The sequence below is a fragment of the Polaromonas sp. P3_B4 genome, assembly GCF_056402835.1.
In genome coordinates this window covers 286,157-306,392 of sequence record NZ_JBFUGQ010000001.1, presented here as the reverse complement: position 1 = coordinate 306,392, position 20,236 = coordinate 286,157, and the positions used below count along the sequence as shown (strand labels likewise).

18 protein-coding genes are annotated in these 20,236 nt (G+C 59.6%); 2 read left to right on the top strand and 16 right to left on the bottom strand.

The window, feature by feature from the left end:
- Positions 1–186: 186 nt before the first annotated feature.
- From glnT to AC1DVV_RS01360, 7 genes are all read right to left on the bottom strand, one after another.
- Complete coding sequence (gene glnT / locus AC1DVV_RS01390; RefSeq protein WP_457279362.1) at positions 187–1,491, bottom strand: type III glutamate--ammonia ligase; 1,305 nt, start codon at positions 1,489–1,491, stop codon at positions 187–189.
- Between the two features lie 20 nt (positions 1,492–1,511).
- A complete protein-coding gene (asnB, locus tag AC1DVV_RS01385) occupies positions 1,512–3,266 on the bottom strand; it encodes an asparagine synthase (glutamine-hydrolyzing) (protein ID WP_457279363.1) in 1,755 nt (584 codons plus the stop codon).
- Between the two features lie 9 nt (positions 3,267–3,275).
- Entirely contained in the window at positions 3,276–4,700 is a 1,425-nt protein-coding gene (gene gcvPB, locus AC1DVV_RS01380) for an aminomethyl-transferring glycine dehydrogenase subunit GcvPB (protein WP_457279364.1), read from the bottom strand.
- A gap of 1 nt (position 4,701) precedes the next feature.
- On the bottom strand, positions 4,702–6,102 hold the full coding sequence (gcvPA, locus tag AC1DVV_RS01375; protein WP_477707092.1) for an aminomethyl-transferring glycine dehydrogenase subunit GcvPA: 1,401 nt from the start codon (positions 6,100–6,102) through the stop codon (positions 4,702–4,704).
- A 94-nt stretch (positions 6,103–6,196) separates the two neighbouring features.
- Entirely contained in the window at positions 6,197–6,751 is a 555-nt protein-coding gene (locus AC1DVV_RS01370) for a sugar transferase (RefSeq protein ID WP_457279366.1), read from the bottom strand.
- On the bottom strand, positions 6,748–7,563 hold the full coding sequence (locus tag AC1DVV_RS01365; protein WP_457279367.1) for an aldolase/citrate lyase family protein: 816 nt from the start codon (positions 7,561–7,563) through the stop codon (positions 6,748–6,750). Before AC1DVV_RS01365 ends, AC1DVV_RS01370 begins: the two co-directional genes overlap by 4 nt.
- 22 nt (positions 7,564–7,585) lie before the next feature.
- Entirely contained in the window at positions 7,586–9,067 is a 1,482-nt protein-coding gene (locus tag AC1DVV_RS01360) for a lipid II flippase MurJ (RefSeq protein ID WP_457279368.1), read from the bottom strand.
- Between the two features lie 152 nt (positions 9,068–9,219).
- On the opposite strand from AC1DVV_RS01360, the gene lysS reads away from it, so the two are divergent.
- Both lysS and AC1DVV_RS01350 read left to right on the top strand, forming a co-directional pair.
- A complete protein-coding gene (gene lysS / locus AC1DVV_RS01355) occupies positions 9,220–10,740 on the top strand; it encodes a lysine--tRNA ligase (protein ID WP_457279369.1) in 1,521 nt (506 codons plus the stop codon).
- Between the two features lie 134 nt (positions 10,741–10,874).
- Positions 10,875–11,387, top strand: coding sequence for a YgjP-like metallopeptidase domain-containing protein (locus AC1DVV_RS01350; protein WP_457279370.1), 513 nt, complete (start codon positions 10,875–10,877; stop codon positions 11,385–11,387).
- Positions 11,388–11,518: 131 nt separating this feature from the next.
- Here the strand turns inward: AC1DVV_RS01350 and nagZ are convergent, their stop codons facing one another.
- The 9 genes from nagZ to lepA form a co-directional block, all read right to left on the bottom strand.
- Entirely contained in the window at positions 11,519–12,577 is a 1,059-nt protein-coding gene (gene nagZ, locus AC1DVV_RS01345; protein WP_457279371.1) for a beta-N-acetylhexosaminidase, read from the bottom strand.
- A gap of 63 nt (positions 12,578–12,640) precedes the next feature.
- Complete coding sequence (gene acpS, locus AC1DVV_RS01340; RefSeq protein WP_457279372.1) at positions 12,641–13,039, bottom strand: holo-ACP synthase; 399 nt, start codon at positions 13,037–13,039, stop codon at positions 12,641–12,643.
- Positions 13,040–13,178: 139 nt separating this feature from the next.
- The gene (locus tag AC1DVV_RS01335) at positions 13,179–13,985 is read right to left on the bottom strand and encodes a pyridoxine 5'-phosphate synthase (RefSeq protein ID WP_457279373.1); all 807 of its coding nucleotides are present in this window, start codon (positions 13,983–13,985) and stop codon (positions 13,179–13,181) included.
- A 12-nt stretch (positions 13,986–13,997) separates the two neighbouring features.
- The gene (gene recO / locus AC1DVV_RS01330) at positions 13,998–14,747 is read right to left on the bottom strand and encodes a DNA repair protein RecO (protein WP_457279374.1); all 750 of its coding nucleotides are present in this window, start codon (positions 14,745–14,747) and stop codon (positions 13,998–14,000) included.
- A gap of 151 nt (positions 14,748–14,898) precedes the next feature.
- Complete coding sequence (era, locus tag AC1DVV_RS01325) at positions 14,899–15,846, bottom strand: GTPase Era (RefSeq protein WP_457279798.1); 948 nt, start codon at positions 15,844–15,846, stop codon at positions 14,899–14,901.
- Between the two features lie 174 nt (positions 15,847–16,020).
- Positions 16,021–16,722: a ribonuclease III gene (gene rnc / locus AC1DVV_RS01320; RefSeq protein ID WP_457279375.1), complete on the bottom strand. Its 702-nt coding sequence runs from the start codon at positions 16,720–16,722 to the stop codon at positions 16,021–16,023.
- On the bottom strand, positions 16,723–17,064 hold the full coding sequence (locus tag AC1DVV_RS01315; protein ID WP_457279376.1) for a DUF4845 domain-containing protein: 342 nt from the start codon (positions 17,062–17,064) through the stop codon (positions 16,723–16,725). It abuts the gene before it with no gap.
- A gap of 71 nt (positions 17,065–17,135) precedes the next feature.
- Positions 17,136–18,107, bottom strand: a complete 972-nt coding sequence (gene lepB / locus AC1DVV_RS01310) for a signal peptidase I (protein ID WP_457279377.1) — start codon at positions 18,105–18,107, stop codon at positions 17,136–17,138.
- An 11-nt stretch (positions 18,108–18,118) separates the two neighbouring features.
- Positions 18,119–19,930 carry a translation elongation factor 4 gene (gene lepA, locus AC1DVV_RS01305; RefSeq protein WP_457279378.1) on the bottom strand — a complete coding sequence of 604 codons (1,812 nt, stop codon included), beginning with the start codon at positions 19,928–19,930 and terminating at the stop codon, positions 18,119–18,121.
- Positions 19,931–20,236 lie beyond the last annotated feature (306 nt).

The window sequence follows — 20,236 nt, the reverse complement described above, 5'->3', positions numbered from 1 at the left end:
TGGCGAAAGCTGGCGTAACGCTCGCATTAYGGGCAGGCACATTTCGATATGCCCGCCACCATAACTGACAAAGAGCACTCTCATCGATGAACACGCATGGGACGAACGGTTTTTCTAGCGTGCGAATTTGGCCAGCTTGGAAACCTTTGGCTTGACCGAACACACGGCATGACGCAATGCAGTCCGTCAATAAAAATCAACGTATCGCCGGAACTCAGCCGGCGCGATATGGAGCAACAATTCGTCGCACTCAAGGTGCTTAAGCCGTGTGAACTCGTCGACAAAGGCTTGACCAAGCCCGGCACACAATGCTTCATCAGATTCCAACGCATCAAGTGCATTTGGCAGCGAAGCCGGCAACCGCTGAATCCCGCGTGCATCCAGCTCATCCGATCTCAGTTGGTAAAGATTTTCGTTGCACGGCATCCCAGGATCAAGCTTACGCTTGATGCCGTCCAGACCCGCATAAATGATGGCAGCGGTCAGGAGATAAGGATTTGATGAGGCGTCAGGAACGCGCAACTCAAGCCGCCCCCCCGGAATACGGACAAACGCGGTCCGGTTGTTATTACCCCAGGCAATATTGACCGGCGCCCAGGTAGCACCAGAGCGCGAGCCGCGCGAGACCAGTCGCTTGTAGGAGTTGACGCATGGAGCGGCGATCGCGGTCAACCCCGGGGCATGAGCCATCAGCCCGCCAAGGAAATGATAGGCCAAGGGACTCAAATTCATGCCGCCCGGATCAGCCTTATCTTCAAAAGCGTTGTCACCAAATTTTTTGCCCGCCGACATGTGCATATGCAGACCGCTGCCCGAGCGTTCGGCAAACGGTTTCGGCATGAACGAACACAGCATGCCGTGTTTTTTCGCGATCGCCGTCGCTGCCATTTTGAAGTAGGTCAGGTTGTCTGCTGTGCGCAGACCATCTGCATAGGTGAAGTTCATCTCAAATTGACCGTTTGCGTCTTCATGGTCAATCTGATACACGTCGATATTCGCCCCCTCGAGTGCGGCGCGCAACTCCATGAGAAATTCAGACACCGACGACAGGTGCCGGAAGTCGTAACAAGGCTTGTCGAGCGACTCCGAGCCGGTGGCAACCTCGTATCCACCAGCAGCAGTTGCTTTGAGCAGAAAAAACTCGGGTTCGAGGCCGGAGAAAAATTCAAGGCCCGTGGCCTCGCGAAAGGCGGCAATCGCCTTCTTGGCGATGACGCGTGAATCAAGCGCATGTGGTTTGCCATCGACATGTCCATCGCAGCTCACGCTGGCCGTCGACGGCATCCAGGGCACGGGACGCACGCTGTCGCGGTCACCGACGGCCATGAACTCCTGGCCATGTGGACCCATTCCCATACCGGCAATCGCAAAGCCCGCGAAGCCCGCCCCCGCCCCAAAAATCATTTCCTTGTGCTTGCCAGGCACCAACTTTGCCTTGGGCCGGCCATGAATATCGACAAACTGCGCGAGGTAGTAATCAAAATCTGCCATGTCCGGCCTTCCGTCTTTAATTATGCGTTTTCGGGAAAAAATTCCTGCAACCAGAGCTTCGTCATCAACAGAGTACGTAGCTGTTTCGTATGGTTATGCAAACCACTGCGGTGCTCCTCCAGCATCACCAGCAGCTCATTGCGGTCGAAGCGGCCGCCATCAGGCAGGTTCAGCACTTCGCGTGCCCAGGTATAAAGCGGCCCTTTGATCCACTCGCCAATCGGCAGGGTCGGCATGGTCTTGGGACGGAAGACGAAATCGTGGTCGAAATAGCTCGCCGCGGCCTGCTTGAGAAAATGCTTGCCGATGCCATCGCGGAACTTTGAAGTCACTGGTAGGCGTGCAAACATTTCGCTGACCCGGTGGTCGAGAAAAGGTGCACGGCCCTCGATTGACCAGCAGGCTCCCATACGGTCACCCTTGACCGAATTATTGCCCGGCATGAGTGAGTTGAGTTCATAGGCTGCAACCTGCTCTGCCGGCTCAAGGTCGCCGAATGGCTCGATGATTTCCATAAACCTGTCCAGGGCGCCCTGGGTGTGCGGGAAAAAAGCCGGGCTCATCATCCGCTGACGGTCTTTTTCGGTGCTGTAGCTGATCAGGTCGAAGTAGCTGCGCATCGGAAAATTGGTGCGTGTCATTTCCGAGAAAAACTGTTCGTTGTGACGGAAGCCGAGCATCACCTCGTCAGGTCCATCACCCGTGAACATCACGATTTTTCCCTGCTTGTGTGCCTCACGCGAGAGCAGGAAGAATAAAAAAAATGAAAAATCACCGTGTGGCTGTTCCGCGTGCCGCACCACAGTTTGTGCAATCTCAGGAATGTCGGCTGGCTTGATATCAAGCGGCTTCAGATTGATATCGAGCTCCGATGCCACACGCTCAGCATAGGAGTACTCCGAAAACCCCTTGTCCTCGATGCGTAAGCCGATTGCATCGAGTTGCGGCCGGTTCCATTGCGGCACCAGCCGATTGGCGATCACCGACGAGTCGACACCGCCAGAAAGAAACAGGCCACCGTCGACGTCAAACCTCATTTGCAGCTTGATTGCCTCGTTAAGTGCCTGCTCAAGCTGTTCCTGAGACGCTTCAACACGCGGACCATCGAGGGGCCAGCTCCAGTAGCGCACCGGTTCGGAGAATTTTCCCGCTCCATAGCGCATAAAAGTGCCGGGCGGCAGATGGCGAATGCCCTCAAAGCAAGTCTCCGGCGGAGGGCAATAGTTGAAGGTAAAGACATTGCCAAGCGCGGATTCATTGACTTTGCGTTTAAATTTCGGCAGTGCAAGGATGGCCTTTATTTCACTGGCGAAAGCCAAGCCGCCTTGGTAAGGGGCATAAAAGCACGGCTTGATGCCCTGGCGGTCACGCGCAAGCATGCCGGTTTCTGTTCGTTGGTCCCAGATAAAAAAAGCGAACATGCCGACCAGGTCGTCGAGCATTTTTTCGCCTTTTTCGCACCAAAGGTGCACCAGCACCTCGGTGTCGCAGCGCGACTTGAACTTGTAGCCCTTGGCCTTGAGCTGTTCGCGCAACTCAATGAAATTGAAGATTTCGCCGTTGAAAACAACCCAGACCTTGCCGTCGGTACTCGACATGGGCTGCATGCCGTTTTCGGGATCCACCACTGCAAGTCGTGCGTGACCCAGCACCGCCTGCCCAAGGTCCTCCACCCCCTGCTCATCGACCCCACGGTACTTGATGCAGTCGATCATCTTCCAGACATCATCTTTGGTCGTACCCGCAGCGTTGACCACGCCAGCTATTCCACACATGGCAAATCCTTAAGTCTTCAAATCAATTCGTGCAATTTTTCGGCTCAGCGGTGCACTTTCGACAAGCGCTTCATCGGTAGCATCCTCATCAAAGACCCGCTGGAAAATTTCCACCTGGTAGTCCAGGCTGGCCTTGGTCTCTGTTTCGGTTGGCTCGATCAACATCGCCGACTTGAGGTCACCCGGGAAATAAACGCAGCCCGCACCTACCAGCGTTGGCGGATGGATGCCGTAATCGATGAGCCGCTTGGCGAACTGGCGTGCCGATGTATTGAGCTTCTCGCCCGACAACAGGGTTTCATGCTTGCAGAACTGGTCGTAAACCGGCGGCAGCATTGGCGCCAGCCGGTGCTGCAGGTAATTGGCGTTCAGCACCGCATTTTCGGACGCCTGGCGCAAGCCGGCCCCACCCATAGTGCGCAAGTAGCCGTAAGCACGCAGCAACACACCAACATGGCCGTGGAAGCTTTTCATGCGACCGATGGAAAGCGGCCTGTCGTCGTCTCGTTGAGCCACGCCGTTCTTTCGAACTGCGACCGGGCTCGGCAGATAGGCAGCCAGCGCGGCCTTGACCGCGACCGGGCCGGCGCCCGGTCCACCGCCGCCATGCGGCGTCGAAAAAGTCTTGTGCACATTGACGTGAACTACGTCAAAACCCATGTCGCCGGGACGCACGATACCCATCAGTGCATTGAGATTGGCACCATCGTAATAGAGCAATGAACCGTTGGCATGAACCGCATCGGCAATCTCGACGATCTGGTCCTCAAACAGGCCCAGAGTTGAGGGATTGGTCAACATGAAAGCCGCGACATCGGAGGTCAACATCCCGCGCAGCGCGGCAAGATCGACCCGGCCCTTGAGGTCGGACGGCACGATACGGCAGTCAAAGCCCGCCATGGCCGCCGACGCCGGGTTGGTGCCATGTGCCGAGTCGGGTACCAGCACCACCGGGCGACGGGTATTCAGCCGCGCAAAATGTGCACGGATCACCAGCAGGCCTGCGAGTTCGCCATGGGCACCGGCAGCAGGTGCCAGGCAGCAGGCGTCCATCCCCGTAACCTCGCAAATCATGGCCTGCAGCCTCTCGTACATTTCCCAGACGCCGCCGAGCGTGTCGGTATCCTGCATCGGGTGGGCATTGGCAAAACCAGAAAGACGTGCGAGCTCGTCATTGCGCTTCGGGTTGTATTTCATCGTGCACGAGCCCAGCGGATAGGGCCCGTTGTCGACACCATGAGACTCCTGGCTCAGGCGAGTGAAATGCCTGACGACGTCAACCTCGCTGACTTCGGGCAGCCCAATGGCGGTACGGGCTCGTGCAAAAATCGGCAGCGCAGGCGTCTTCCCGGACAGGCGTCCGGCAAAGACATCGCTGGCCGCGCCAGAGCGGTGCAATTCGGTGATGGTCTGGGAGGCGGACGTAGCAGCCATCTCAGCACTCCTGCAGGCAAGCCCGCGCATGCGTGGCATAAGCCTCGATATCAGCGCGTGATTTGGTTTCAGTGACCGCGACCAGCAGGCCGTTCTTGTGGCCCGCCAACGCAGCCGCGATGGGCACACCCGCGAAAAATCCGAGCTTGCGCATGCGCGCACAAAAGGCCGTGGCGGCAACAGGCAATTCAATCGAAAATTCGTTGAAAAAAGCGCCGCTGCGCAGCGACCTGACGCCGGGCAGCGCAACCAGCAGCTCGTGCAGCAGGGCTGCATTCGCCGCATTAGCCTCAGCGATTCGCATGAAATTTGCGTCACCCAGGCACGCCAGGTAGATTGCAACGCGAATCGCATTGAGCGCCTGGTTGGAACAAATGTGGCTGGTAGCCTTGTCGCGTGCCACGTGCTGCTCGCGATCTTCCTTGACCAGCGCGTAACCAAGTTTTCCGTTGAGGTCGTGCACCCGGCCGACCAGCCGGCCCGGCAGGTACCGTTCAAGTGGTTTGCTGCAAGCAATGATGCCGACATAAGGCCCGCCTGCACTGAGCGGTAAACCAAGCGTTTGGCCTTCGCAGACAACGATGTCGGCTCCGAGCCTGCCAGGCGCTTCGATCCAGCCGCAAAGCAACGGGTTGACACACACCCCAAGCAGTGCCTGCCCTTGTTTGCAAATCGGCGAAAGTGCTGCGACATCCTCGACGACGCCAAGGGCATTGGGGCTTTGCAGCACGACACCGGCGATATCGCCGGACGCTAACAATGCGGCTATGGCCGCGACGTCGATCTGGCCAGTGCCAGCATCATGCCCTGCGCTATCGAGCCGAACACCACGCGGCTCCAGATAGGTAGTCAACACTTCGCGATATTCGGTCCAGAGGGCCTGAGCCACCACAATACGGCGCTTACCGGTGGCTGAACACATCATCCAGCACGATTCGGCAAGCGCCGTCGCACCGTCATACACCGAGCAGTTGACGGACTGCTGGCCCAGCAAGCGGCCCACAAGCACCTGAAACTCAAACAGGGCCTGTAGCAGGCCCTGGCTCATTTCGGGTTGATAAGGCGTGTAGGCCGTAAGGAATTCGCCGCGGGAAACGATGGCGTCGACAACGGCCGGAATGTAATGCTCGTAGGCGCCGCTGCCGAGAAAATTTGAATGCGTGAGTACTGTCTGGTTCAGCCCGGCCATCGCCGTGACATCACGCATTAGCTCCCATTCGCTAAGGGCAGGAGGAATGTCAAGCTCGCGCCGAAGGCGAACCTGCTGCGGCACATCGGCAAACAGCTGTTCCACCGAAAAAAGCCCTATTGCCTCAAGCATTGCCTGCCGGTCGGAGCCCGTGTGAACGTTGTAGCCGATCGGCTTTTGCTCCATGGGAGATTCAGCTTGTCTTTGATTCACGTTGTTTCAGCGGCCAGAGCGCTGCTTTGGGGAGTCGGCTGCAATAGCGGGATTATAGGGTCCGGCCCCTGCTGAAGCGGACAACCATGTCCCCTCAATTGGCATGTTTACCGCCGAGTTGGCGTACCGTTCCCCAGAGAATCCGGATATCGAGCCAGCATGAATTCTCCTGGACATATTGCTGGTCAAGGGCGCACTGTTGCTCAAACGAGATGTCCGAACGCCCGCTGATCTGCGCCAGGCCGGTGATTCCGGGCAACACGCTGCAGCGGCTTTCCCATTCGGCGGCTGTATACAGGGACCGCTCGGCCGGCACATGCGGCCTCGGGCCGACCAGGCTCATGTCACCTCGCAGCACATTGATCAATTGAGGCAGCTCGTCAATGCTGGTTCGCCGGATCCAGCGGCCCGCCCGTGTAATACGCGGATCGTTGTTCGCGGTGAAATGTGGTCCGAGCCCCGGGGCATTTCTGACCATGCTGCGAAATTTGTACATGTCAAATTCCCTGCCATTTTTTCCGATCCGCGTCTGACGAAAGAAAACCGGGAAACCGCTATCGAATCCGATCACAAGGGCTGCCAGCAGCAGCAATGGCGACAGCAGCAGTAGCGCCATAAACGACAGTGCCATGTCCATCAGGCGTTTCATGCGGGCCTTGCCGTCTGCGCGAGCTGGCCGATCAACGCGGCCACGCGTATGCGGTCGGCATCAATTTGTGCCGCGCTACGCTTCGCGAGTCCGGACTCGGCCTCGCGAAGCGCTTCCACCGCCGCCTCGAACGACTGTTCACCATCGGGCCGGTTGAAAGTCCGCGAAAGAATCACCGCCTGCGAACCCAGGCGCAAATGCTCACCCATAACATCGCGGCCGGGAAGTGAGCCCTCGTCTGCGCGGGCGATCCCGCCAAAGCCCATCGGTAAACCTCGCCGCCTTGCCGCTGCCGCTACGCGGTCAACATGGCCCTGGGCCAACGGCTCGAACATGAAGCGGCAGCCCATCGCCAAGTGCAGGTCATTCAGGCCGACGAAGACCTCTCCAAGCCCCGGCGTGTCCAGCCATTGCTCGAGTGATTCGAGCGCACCCACGGTTTCGAGCAGGGGCACTACCGGCACACGGCCATCGACGATTTCGCAGAAGCTCCGCAATTCCTGCGCGGTCGAAAACATCGGAAGCATCAGCAGGTCGGCCCCTTGCGCAAGCACAGCATCGACCTCCGCACGGGCTGCAGCTGGCTGATCGAGCCGGTATGGATTGACGCGGACCATGAGACGCGAGTGCCGTAAAACTGCCTTGACACGGCCCACATCGTCAATCTGGTGCGTACTGATGAAAGTGTTGCGCCCGGCCTGGCGCTCGGCCTTGCCATTGCGCTCAAGATCGACAAACAGCCGCATGGCCGGCATCCGGTCACAGCGTTTCGCCAGCTCTGGCTGGTTGGTAATGGTCAGTAAGTCAATCATGGGACGAAAGAGGAATAAGCCATTATTGCCCGCCGGCCTGCGGCACGGCCAACGGCTGGCGGCCCAGAAAACTGCGCAGCAAAGGGCTGGCCAGCAGCGCGCTGGCCAACACCACTACCGCAAAAAAACTGGCTGCCAGCGCGCTGGGCAGAAAATTCCAGCGGCCAAACCAGCGACTGGCCGCTACCAGAAGCAGGCAAGCGGCCAATGGGGCAAGCATGGCACGCCACGGCAGCGCCCGGTGAAGCTGCTCGCGCTCGGCAAACAACATGGCGAGGGTGATGCCAGCCAATACAGCATTGAGCGCACCCATCACAAGCGCGCCTCCGGCAAGCCCGGACCAAGCTGCAACGGCGAGCGCAGCCAGGCCGGCGACATAAGCCCAGACCGCGCGGTGCATATGCCCCGATGCAGCCATGACTGTCAGCAATACGGCGATCAAAGCCTGTGGCAGCAGTGACCAGATACCGATGGCCCCCCAGCGCGCAATAACTTCCAGATGCCCGGCATCCATGCGGCCCCAGCCAAACAGCAGTTGAGCAAGCGGCAGCGAAAAGCTGCCCACCACGGCAATCGCTGCGCAAGCCAGGGCCCAGGCCAGGAGAAAGGCAATTTGCAAAGCCCTGTCGCGTTCCGCAGAGCCCGCTTGGGTGCGGGTGATTGCCGGAAAAGCCAGGCTGGCCACGAGCTGCACCGCGAGCACCAGCGGCAACTCCACCAGCTTCCAGGCGTAATTAAAGTCTGCGAGGGCCCCCTCCCCGGCCTGGGACGCCAGGCTGCGCCCCATCAGGGGCAACAGCAGCAGCAGGCCCGAAGACAGGCCGGCCCATATCCATATGCCCGCAGCAGGCGGGGCCGGCATAGCCATCGCCGCCGGATCAGTCGGCGCAGCCTGCGGAAGCCGCCAGCCCAGCCAGCCGAGGCGCGCGACCATCGCCAGCACAAGGAAGCAGCCCAGGATAAAGACAGTTCGATCTCCGCTGTTTTGCGGCGCCAGGAACAGCGCAAAAACCAGCAGCAGGTTGACCACGAGATTACCGCTGTACATGCCTACGAAATCCCGTTCATGCTGCAACCGCGTTACCCAGAGCGCGGCCAGCATGGCCAGCGGCAGCACGGCGGCGCTCCAGGCCAGCGAGTCGCGGCCAAGGATGGCCATGTCGCCCCGCAGGCCAGGTGCAAGCGCATGGGACAGCGCCCCCCGAAGTAACCAGATCAGCAAAGCCAGCACAAGACCAGTGCCGAGCAGCGCCCGTGCGACTTTTTTCTGGCTGGCATCCTGTTGCGCAGGCGTTTGGCGCGCCCATTCCGGCAACAACACGTAACCCAGGGCGCCGCTGAACAATATGCCGACCAGCAAGTCCGGCAGGGTGAACATCACAATCACCGCGTCGCCAAGTCCGGTGGCGCCAAAAGCAGCGGCCTGGGCCGATTCCCGCAGGAGGCCGAGCAGGCGGCTGGCCATGAGCAAACCCAGGGAAAAAACGCCGGCGCGCAGGTACATAGGCGGGATTATCAAGGCTTAAATAGGGGCAGCCGGCCCTGAATGGGGAAACCAGCCACTTAAAAAACTAAAATCAACGGTTTGGCGCTTTATCCGCACAGCCACAAAACCGGCCTGATAGCGGCGCCCCGATCGTTTTCACACTTCTGACCATGTCCGATAACAACACCTTGCCCCCCGCCCAAGACGAAAACAAGCTGATCGCGGAACGCCGCGAAAAGCTCAAGGCCATCCGGAGCCAGGGGATTGCGTTCCCGAACGACTTCAAGCCGTCCGACCACGCGGGCAAGCTGCACGCCATGCACGGCGGCAAGGATGGCGAGGCGCTGGCCGCCGAGGCGGTTCCCGCGAAAATCTCCGGCCGCATGATGCTCAAGCGTGTCATGGGGAAGGCGAGTTTTGCCACCCTGCAGGACAGCACCGGGCGTATCCAGATTTTCCTCACGCGCGACGAAATAGGCGAAGAGCTCTATGCCGCTTTCAAGCATTGGGACCTGGGTGACATCGTCGCGGCAGAAGGCAAGGTCTTCAAGACCAAGACCGGCGAGTTATCCATCCACGCCACCAGCGTGCGCCTGCTGACCAAGAGCCTACGCCCCCTTCCTGGAGATTTTTATGGCATGGCCGACCAGGAGCAGAAATACCGCCAGCGTTATGTGGACCTGATCACCGACGAGCAGGCACGCAAGCGTTTCACCGCCCGCAGCAAGGCCGTCAGCTCTATCCGTGAATTCATGGTCGGCCACGACTTCCTGGAAGTCGAGACGCCGATGCTGCACCCCATCCCGGGCGGTGCCAATGCCAAGCCGTTCAAGACGCACCACAACGCGCTGGACCAGGAAATGTTCCTGCGCATCGCGCCGGAGCTTTACCTCAAGCGCCTGATCGTCGGCGGTTTTGACCGCGTCTTCGAGATCAACCGCAGCTACCGCAACGAGGGCATCTCGGTACGGCACAACCCTGAATTCACCATGATGGAGTTCTACGCGGCCTACTGGGACTACAACGACCTGATGGACTTCACCGAAGCATTGATTCGCGACGCAGCCCAGAAAGCCGTGGGCACGCTACAGCTGAGCTACGGCGGCAAGGAAGAAAAAGTCGACCTCGCCAAACCCTTTGCCCGCCTGACCATTCGCGAAGCCATCCTCAAGCACACCGAAGCCGGCAACAACGTCGATGACACCGTGTGGCTGACGAATGCGCTGCGCAAGCTGGGCATGAACGAGGAAAAAGACCGTCTGTCTACACGCTCCCTGGCCGGCCTGCAGGTGCTGTATTTCGAAGAGCTGGTCGAAGAAAAGCTCTGGCAACCGACCTTCATCATGGAGCACCCGACCGAAATCTCCCCCCTGGCCCGCGCCAATGACAGCCGCCCTGAGGTGACAGAGCGCTTTGAGCTCTACATCACCGGCCGCGAATTCGGCAATGGTTTCAGTGAGCTGAACGACGCTGAAGAGCAGGCCGCGCGCTTTAACGCCCAGGTAGCCGCCAAGGACAGCGGTGACGACGAAGCCATGTTTTATGACCACGACTTCATCCGCGCGCTGGAATACGGCATGCCGCCGACCGGCGGCTGCGGCGTCGGCATAGACCGGCTGATGATGCTGCTGACCGACAGCCCCAGCATCCGCGATGTGATTCTGTTCCCCGCGCTGCGACGTGAGGTTTAGCCCACGATCGCGCACTTCGCCATACGCGATTCCACACCAGCAGGGGCCGCGGGACTGGCTTTGCCAGACCGCTGGCGCCGCCCCCTTGAGGGGGAACAGGCTACACGCAGTGAGCCTGGACGGGGGTGAACCATATGCCACTCAAATACCTTCTCGGCTACCCCGACAGTCTGCAGACCCAGGTGCAGCAGTTGCTGGCGCAAGGCCGGCTGGGTGAGGTGCTGCTCGCCAAATACCCCCTTGCCCATGGCGTGCGGACGGACAAGGCCCTGTACGACTACGTGATGGGGCTCAAAAGCGAGTTTTTACGCAGCTCGGAGCCACTCTCCAAAGTCGCGTTTGACAGCAAGCTGCACGTGATTGCCCATGCGCTGGGCACACACACCACCGTTTCCAGGGTCCAGGGCAGCAAACTCAAAGCCAAGCGTGAAATCCGGGTGGCCACGCTGTTCAGGGAAGTGCCGGAAGAGTTTTTGCGGATGATTGCGGTGCACGAGCTGGCCCACATCAAGGAAAAAGCGCACGACAAGGCTTTTTACCAGCTCTGCACCCATATGGAGCCGCGCTACCACCAGTATGAATTTGACCTGCGGGTGTACCTGACGCATATGGATGCGGTGGGCCGGCTGGAGTGGCCTTCAGCCTGACCCCACTGCGGTGTGGTCACAGCCGCCCGCGCGGGTCCCGAATCGGTCAAATTTACAAGAAAAATGCCTGAGACCCAATACAGTCTTGCGCCAACAGCTATTTATTTAATAGCATCTCCGGCAAACGCATCTCAGGGAATCAGTCCCATCGCGTGCATGTAGGCAGGGTGCAGCATCAGTTCGTCCCATTCGTGGGCTGGGATGGCGGGCAGCAGGTCCAGCCGGCGCAGCTCGCTGGACTCCAGCGCTTCCCACTGGCCCTTGAGCAGCGCCTCGGCCATGCCGTCCAGCAGTTCGTCCACCGGTTTGCCCTCCCCCACCGACTGGTTGCACAGCAGGACCATGTCGCAGCCGGCGTTAAGCGCCGTGACAGCAGCCTCGGTGTAGCTGACTTCCTTGCCGTCAATGAGGCGTGCGCCGGCCATGCTCAGGTCGTCGCTGAAAATCGCGCCGCCAAAACCCAGCTGGCCGCGCAGGATGTAGGTCAGCCACTTTTCCGAAAAACCTGCCGGCCTGGCGTCCACCTTGGGGTAGATCACATGCGCCGGCATCACGCTGGTGAGCGTGGTGTTCAGCCACTCATAAGGCGCGGCGTCGTCGGCCAGAATGGCCTTCAGGCTGCGTTTGTCGACCGGGATGTCGGTATGGGAGTCGGCCTTGACGAAACCATGGCCGGGGAAGTGCTTGCCACAATTGGCCACACCGGCCTGCAGCAGGCCGTGCATCAGGCTTTTGGCCAGCAGCGTGACCACGCGCGGGTCGCGGCCAAAGGCGCGGTCGCCGATGACCCCGCTTTCACCCCAATCGAGGTCCAGCACCGGCGTGAAACTGAAATCAACGCCGCAAGCGCGCAACTCGGCACCCAGCACGTAGCCACAGGCGGTGGCGGCGTTGGTGGCCGCAAGCTGGTCCTTCATCCACAGCGAGCCCAGCGCGCGCATGGGCGGCAGGTGGGTAAAACCATCCGTCCTGAAGCGCTGCACGCGCCCGCCTTCGTGGTCCACGCAAATCAGCAAGTCCGGCCGGATGCTCTTGATCTCAGCACAGAGCGCGCTCAGTTGCCGGCGGTCTTGCCAGTTGCGGCCAAACAGGATGATCCCGCCGGTCAATGGGTGCTTGAGGCGCCGGCGGTCGGCCTTGGTCAGCGTGAGGCCGGCGATGTCGATGATGAGGGGAGCGTGCTGGGTCATGGGATTGAAATCAGGAATTAAATACTATTAAATTGATAGCTGCTAGCGCAATATTGACGGGCGCTAGGGGCTATTTTTCTCTACAACCACAAAACTGGCGGCGTAATCGGTTTCGTCGGTGACGGACACATGGGCAGTGAGCTGGCGGGCTTCAAACCAGGCCTTGAGCGTGCCGTGCAGCACGATCTCGGGTTTGCCGCTGGGCGCCTTGGCGATTTCACAGCTGCGCCACGTCATGGGCATCCGCATGCCGGTGCCGATCGCCTTGCTGAAAGCTTCTTTGGCTGAAAACCGGGTGGCAAGGTAGCTGACGCCGCGGTCGGGCCAGCGGGCGCTGCGGTGTTTCCAGGTGGCAAGTTCACCGTCGCTCAGAATCCTGCGGGCAAACCGTTCACCATGCCTCTCAAGGCTGGCGCGGATGCGGCGCACGTCGCAGATGTCAGTACCGATTCCGTAGATCATTCTGCCCGCACAGTCGCTGCCGTAAGGTGACACAAAACAGGCCAGCTCGAGCCGTGGAACCGGCTTTGCCGGGCCACAGGCGGGCGGCCCCCTCGGGGGGCAGCGACCCACACGCAGTGGGGGAGCGTGGGGGCTCCAATCATGCGGGGGCGAATGCCTGGGTGATGCTAAGCAGGTAACGCCGGGTGGTCGCGGCGTAACCCAACTCGAGGGCGTCGGCAACAAAAGCGTGGCCTATCGACACCTCCAGCACGTTGGGTACTTCTCGCACAAACTCTGTGAGGTTGTCGCGGTTCAGGTCGTGGCCGGCGTTGATGCCCAGGCCGGCTGCCGCAGCGGCCTGGCCCGCACGGGTAAAGCGCGCCAGAACTTCGGCCTTTTCAGGAGTTGCCCAGGCGCGCGCGTAGGTCTCGGTATAAAACTCCACCCGGTCGGCGCCCACGGCCTTGGCCGCTGCCATGGCTTCGGGAATCGGGTCCATGAAAAGACTGACCCGCACACGGCGGTCATGCACCTGTTCTATCAGGGGCTGCAGGCGCTCAGCGTCTTCGGGGAAATTCCAGCCGTGGTCGCTGGTGAACTGGTCTTCGCTGTCGGGCACAAAGGTGCATTGGTGCAGCGGCAGGCCCCGGGCGGCCAGATCGTGCACAAAGCCCATCAGATTCTGGAACGGGTTGCCTTCGATGTTGAATTCGCGGTCTGGCCAGTCCTTCATCAGCGCGGCGAGTTCAAAGACGTCGTCACGGCGGATATGCCGCTCGTCGGGCCGCGGGTGCACCGTGATGCCCTGTGCACCAGCTTCCAGGCACAGCTCGGCGGCACGGCGCACGCTAGGAATATCCAGGTGGCGGGAATTTCGCAACAGGGCGACCTTGTTGACGTTGACCGACAGTGCGGTCTTGTCATACACATGGGACACGAGGGGAGCGGGCGAAAGGAGTTTCATGGCGGTTGCTCGTTAGAAAGCTTGCAGGTCCATCATCATCTGCCGGGTTTTCAGGACCTTGACGCCGCAATGGTAGTGCAGCAGCCCGCGCAACTGGGTTTTAAGCTCATTGAAGCCGGGGATACAGGCCCGTACCGTGTCAGAGAACAGCGCCTCGTCACCCAGCGCCTGCTGCAGCGCCTGCCATTGCCCGCCGGGCAGGCTGACGCGATCGTCGTCGTGCGCTTGCCGGAGCCCCGCCTCTGGCACCAGCACATAGCGGGTGTCCGGATCGAGCGGCGCCAGCGTGGCGGTTTCGGCGTCCAGCAGGGGTAAAAGGCCGATGTCGCGCAGCAGCCGCAGCTCAAACGCGCGCAACGCCAGCTGCAGGGTTTCGGCACTTTGTGCGGCGATCAATTGCACCGTGGCGGCGTAGGCGTCAAACAGCACCGGATGCGGGTCGTCACGCGCCATCAGGCGCATCAAGAGCTCGTTGAGGTAATAGCCCGACAGCAATGCATCCCCCGTGGGCATGACGTGGCCGCCCTGCCACTCAGCGCTTTTCAGGGTGCGGATTTCAGCATCGCCGCCAAAGGCGATATGCAGCGGCTGCAAAGGCAACAAGATCGGCCGGAAGCTGGAGCTGGGCTTCTTCGCCCCCCGCGCCACCAGAGCCACCCGGCCATATTTACGGGTGAACACCTCCAGGATCAGGCTGGACTCACTCCAGTCGTAGCGGTGCAGGACGTAGGCGGGTTCATCGCCGATGCGCTTGGTGGCCATGTGGTTCAGGAGGCCAGGCAGGAAACCAGCAGCGAGAACTGAGGGAACTCCCCCTTCAAGCCGGGGCCGCGGAACCGGCTTTGCCGGGCCGCAGGCGCAGCGGCCCCCTCGGGGGGCAGGGAGCTACACGCAGTGAGCGACCGTGGGGGCCTCATTCATACCCGAATGTCTTGACCCGGGCCTCATCGTCGGCCCAACCCGAACGGACCTTGACCCAGATCTCCAGGAACACCTTGCCGCCCGTGAGGGTTTCAAGCTCATGCCGGGCTTCAGTGCCGATGCGTTTGAGCTTTTCACCCTTCTCGCCAATGATCATGCCTTTGTGGCCGTCACGCTCCACCACGATGGTGGCGGCAATTTTGCGCAGGGTGCCCTCTTCTTCATACCGGTCAATGATGACCGTTGAGGTGTAGGGAAGTTCGTCCCCCGTGAGGCGAAAGAGCTTCTCGCGAATGATTTCCGCCGCCATGAAGCGATCGCTGCGGTCGGTCAATTCGTCGGCACCGTACATCCAGGGCTGGACCGGCAGGTATTTTTCGCAAATGCCGAACAGGCGCTCGATGTCCTTGGCGTTGTTGGCCGACATCGGCACGAACTCGGCGAAATTGTGCCGCTCCTGCATTTCCTTGAGCCAGGGCGCGATCTCGGCGCGGCGGTGAATCAAATCAAACTTGTTAGCCAGCAAAATCGCGGGTGTCTTTTCGGGCAGCAGAGCCAGAACCTTGGCGTCGGCCTGGTTGAATTGACCGGCTTCCACCACAAAGACAATCAGGTCCACATCATTGACGGCGCCGACCACAGTGCGGTTCAGCGAGCGGTTCAGCGCGTTGCCGTGCCGGGTCTGGAAGCCCGGCGTGTCCACGAAGACATACTGCGTTGCCTTGACCGTGCGCATGCCGGTGATGCGGTGGCGCGTGGTCTGGGCCTTGCGCGAGGTGATGCTGATCTTTTGTCCCACCAGGGCATTGAGCAGAGTGGACTTGCCCACGTTGGGCTTGCCGACGATGGCGATCAGGCCACAGCGCTGCTCGCCGGCGGACGATGTGTCAGCAGCGGCGGGCACGGCCGCGCCGCGCGAGGACAGCGCCTGCGCCAGCATGGCTTCCAGCGCATCGGGCGGCTGCACGGCTTCCGGGGCTTTGGCTTGACGCTTTTTCGGCGCGACTGCAGGGGGAGTCGCCGCAGCAACTACCGGTTTTTTCGGTTCTTTTTTACCTGTACTCATAATCTTGGTGTGTTGGCCTGCGGCCTTCGGGCGGCTGCCGGCTCGGAGTCAGGAATCCAGTGTCTTGACAAACATCAGCATGGCTGCGGCGGCGGCTTGTTCGCCGGCCCGGCGGGAGCCGCCGATCCCGCGCTCGGCCCGGCCATATTCAGTGATCTCGCATTCCACATCGAAGGTCTGCTTGTGGGCCGCACCCATGGTACCCACCACGCGATAAATCGGCAGGTTCATTTTGCGCCCCTGCAACCACTCCTGCAATTCGGTTTTCGGATCTTTGCCGATGGCCTGCATCTGGGGGTTGATTTCCACGTCCTTGAACAGCCGGCGCACCAGCAGGTTGGCCGCCTCAAAGCCGGCGTCCAGGTAAACGGCGCCTATGACAGCTTCCAGCGCATCGGCGAGGATGGAGGGCCGCTTCTGTCCGCCTGATTTTGCCTCGCCTTCGCCCAGCCGTACCAGATCCGGCAAGCCAAGCACGACGGCAAGTTTGTGCAGGGTGTCCTGCTTGACCAGGTTAGCCCGCACACGTGAAAGATCGCCCTCAGGCAGGGTGCTCAGTTGCTCGTAGAGCAACCCCGCGACAGCCAGGTTCAGGACGGAATCGCCCAGAAACTCGATACGCTCGTTATGGTCGGTTGAAAAGCTGCGGTGCGTCAGCGCTTGCTGGAGCAGCCTTGGGTCGGAAAAATCATGCTGCAGGCGCTTTTGCAGTGCCAGCAGACCAGGACTTGAGGTAGCACTCGCTCGCACTTACTTGGCACGGCCGTTGTACTTGAGCAGCAGATAAGCTGGGCCGGCCATGTGGATTTCCTTGTTATAGGCGAAAGACACCACAGTTTTGTCACCCTCTTTGGTCACTTCGATATCTTTGGCAGTAATTGACTTGATGTCGTCAATCTGGGCGGCCTTGTCAAAGATAGTTCTGGCCTCAGCCACGGTATTGCCTTCCCTCGCCTTTCCGGCGGCCTTGAGGATGGCCTGATATTCAATCAGCGTCGGGGCAACCTGGGCAGCCAAAATGCCACCACATACAAGAACGATGCCCACAAACAGAAGGCCAATAAAGGAAATGCCACGTTGACGATGTTTCATTTTTTCTCCTGCTCTGACTAGGAAGTCCTGTCGTATTGCCCCTGGTACACCAAAGTGTGCCAAAAAAGCGGCTACTCGAAAGAACCGATACGCTTGAGGTTGCCGAAATTCATCCAGACAAAAAAGGCCTTGCCGACAATGTTTTTATCGGGAACAAACCCCCAATAACGGGAATCCAGCGAATTATCGCGGTTATCGCCCATCATGAAATACTGCCCCTCAGGCACCTTGCAGACAACGCCTTCGCTACTGTAACGGCAATTTTCCTTGAAAGGAAAGTCCATGACCTCCCGCTCATCGAGGCCGGCCCGCCGGGAGTCGTCATTCAGCAGGCGGTATTTCTTTGTCCCATTGACCTCTTCGAACTGTTTGGCGTAACGCAAAATATCTTCGTCAAAAAAGTCGGGCAAAGGCGTCTTGACCAGAGGCTTGCCGTTAATGGTCAGCTTCTTGTTCAGGTAGGCCACCTCATCCCCGGGCACACCCACCACCCGTTTGATGTAATCCAGGCTCGGTTTTGGCGGGTAGCGAAACACCATCACATCACCGCGCTGCGGGGTGTTGTTGTCCAGTACCTTGATATTGAGCACCGGCAAGCGAACGCCGTAATGGAATTTATTGACCAGGATCAGATCGTTGACGAGCAAGGTCGGGATCATGGAGCCAGAAGGAATCTTGAAGGGCTCAAACAGGAAGGAGCGCAACAGGAAAACCACCACGATCACCGGGAACAGGCCGGCGGTCCAATCCAGCCACCAGGGCTGCATGATGAGCCGGGTTCTGGCTTCGTCAACATGGTTGTCGACCTGGCTGATGCCTTTTCCGGCGAGCTCAGCCTGCCGCCTGGCAGCACTTTCCTCGAATGCCGCCGCCGCGCGGTAGCGCTGCGGCAAAAAGTAAAACCGCTCGGCCAGCCAGTAAATCCCGGTGACCACCGATGCCAGGAACAGCAGCAGGGAGAAGTTTCCGTCCACGACGCCGAAGTACCAGGCAGCGCCATAACCCACAAATGCGGCCAGCACCACGGCCGTGATCGTGCTCATTGCGCCGCGCATCAATCTTCCACCTGCAAAATGGCCAGGAAGGCTTCCTGGGGGACTTCAACGGAACCGATTTGTTTCATGCGTTTTTTACCCGCTTTTTGTTTTTCAAGGAGCTTGCGTTTGCGTGAAATATCGCCGCCGTAGCACTTGGCGATCACGTTTTTGCGCAGCGCCTTGATTGTCTCACGCGCAATAATATTGGCCCCGATCGCCGCCTGGATGGCCACATCGAATTGCTGCCGGGAAATGATCTCGCGCATTTTGGCCACCACCGCCCGGCCGCGGTAGGCCGACTGGCTGCGGTGGACGATGATGGACAGCGCGTCGACCTTCTCGCCATTCAGCAGGATGTCCACCTTCACCACATCGGATGCCCGGAACTCCTTGAATTCGTAATCCATCGACGCATAGCCGCGGGAGACGGACTTGAGCTTGTCGAAGAAGTCCAGCACGATCTCGCCCAGCGGCATTTCATAGGTCAGCATGACCTGTTTGCCGTGGTAGGCCATGTTCAGCTGGATGCCGCGCTTCTGGTTGGCCAGCGTCATCACGGCGCCCACGTAGTCCTGCGGCATATACAAGTGCACGGTCACAATGGGCTCGCGGATCTCGTTAACCTTTCCGCCGTCGGGAATTTTGGAGGGATTTTCAACCTTGAGGAGGGTTCCGTCGGATTGGAGAACTTCATAGACCACACTGGGAGCCGTCGTGATCAGGTCCTGGTCGAATTCCCGCTCGAGCCGCTCCTGGACGATTTCCATGTGCAGCAGCCCCAGGAAACCGCAGCGAAACCCGAAACCCAGCGCCTCGCTGACCTCCGGCTCATAGTGCAGCGACGCATCATTGAGCTTGAGTTTTTCCAGTGCATCGCGCAGGGATTCGTATTCACTGGCCTCTGAGGGATACAGGCCGGCAAACACCGCAGGCTGGATTTCCTTGAAGCCGGGCAAAGCCTCGGTGGCGGTAAAGGCAGCGCCGCCTGTCCCGGGCTTGATCAGGGTCACGGTGTCGCCGACCCGCGCCGCCTGAAGCTCCTTGATGCCAGCGATGACAAAACCCACCTCGCCGGATTCGAGTGCCTGGCGAGGCTCGGTATGCGGAGTAAAGACGCCTAATTGCTCGGCGTTGTACATCGCCTCGCTGGCCATCAGCTTGATACGGTCACCCTTGGCAAGCCGGCCGTCCACAACACGCACCAGCATGACGACGCCCACATAAGCGTCGTACCAACTGTCAATGATCATGGCGCGCAACGGGCCGCCTGGATTACCTTTGGGCGGCGGAATCCTGGCAACGACGGCCTCCAGGATTTCATCGATGCCCATGCCCGTCTTGGCACTGCAGGGAATCGCATCGGTCGCGTCGATGCCGATCACTTCTTCGATTTCCTGCTTGGCGTTATCAGGGTCGGCTTGCGGCAAGTCCATCTTGTTGAGCACCGGCACGACTTCCACACCGAGGTCCAGCGCGGTGTAGCAGTTGGCGACGGTCTGCGCTTCCACACCCTGGCTGGCGTCCACCACCAGCAGCGCACCCTCGCATGCGGACAGCGAGCGGCTCACTTCATAAGAGAAGTCGACGTGGCCCGGCGTGTCGATCAGATTGAGGTTGTAGACCTCGCCGTTGAGTGCCTTGTATTTGAGCGCAGCGGTCTGCGCCTTGATGGTTATCCCACGCTCTTTTTCAATATCCATCGAATCCAGAACCTGCGCACTCATCTCTCTGTCCTGCAAACCGCCGCAGCGCTGGATGAGACGGTCAGCCAGCGTGGATTTGCCGTGATCAATGTGGGCAATGATCGAAAAATTTCTGATGTGATTCATCAACGAGAACGCCTAAGTACTTGAAAGTATTGCGAAGAGATTGAATGGAATTCGCGAGGGCCATAAAAAAGGGCGCGTCGAGTAGCGACGCGCCCTGAACCAACAATCTATGGCAACTGCGATAGTTGGAACTTCATTGTAGGCAAAAAGCCGGAGCCGAACAGTCCCGAAATGGCCATATTTTTGTCGTTGCAGGCTAGCAACATGGATCTTATGCACAACTTATTCACAATTTTATACTGCTTGTCTCTGGACAACTTGTGGGTGATCTGTGGAGCGTTCGGTATTACTCAAAATAAAGAGAGA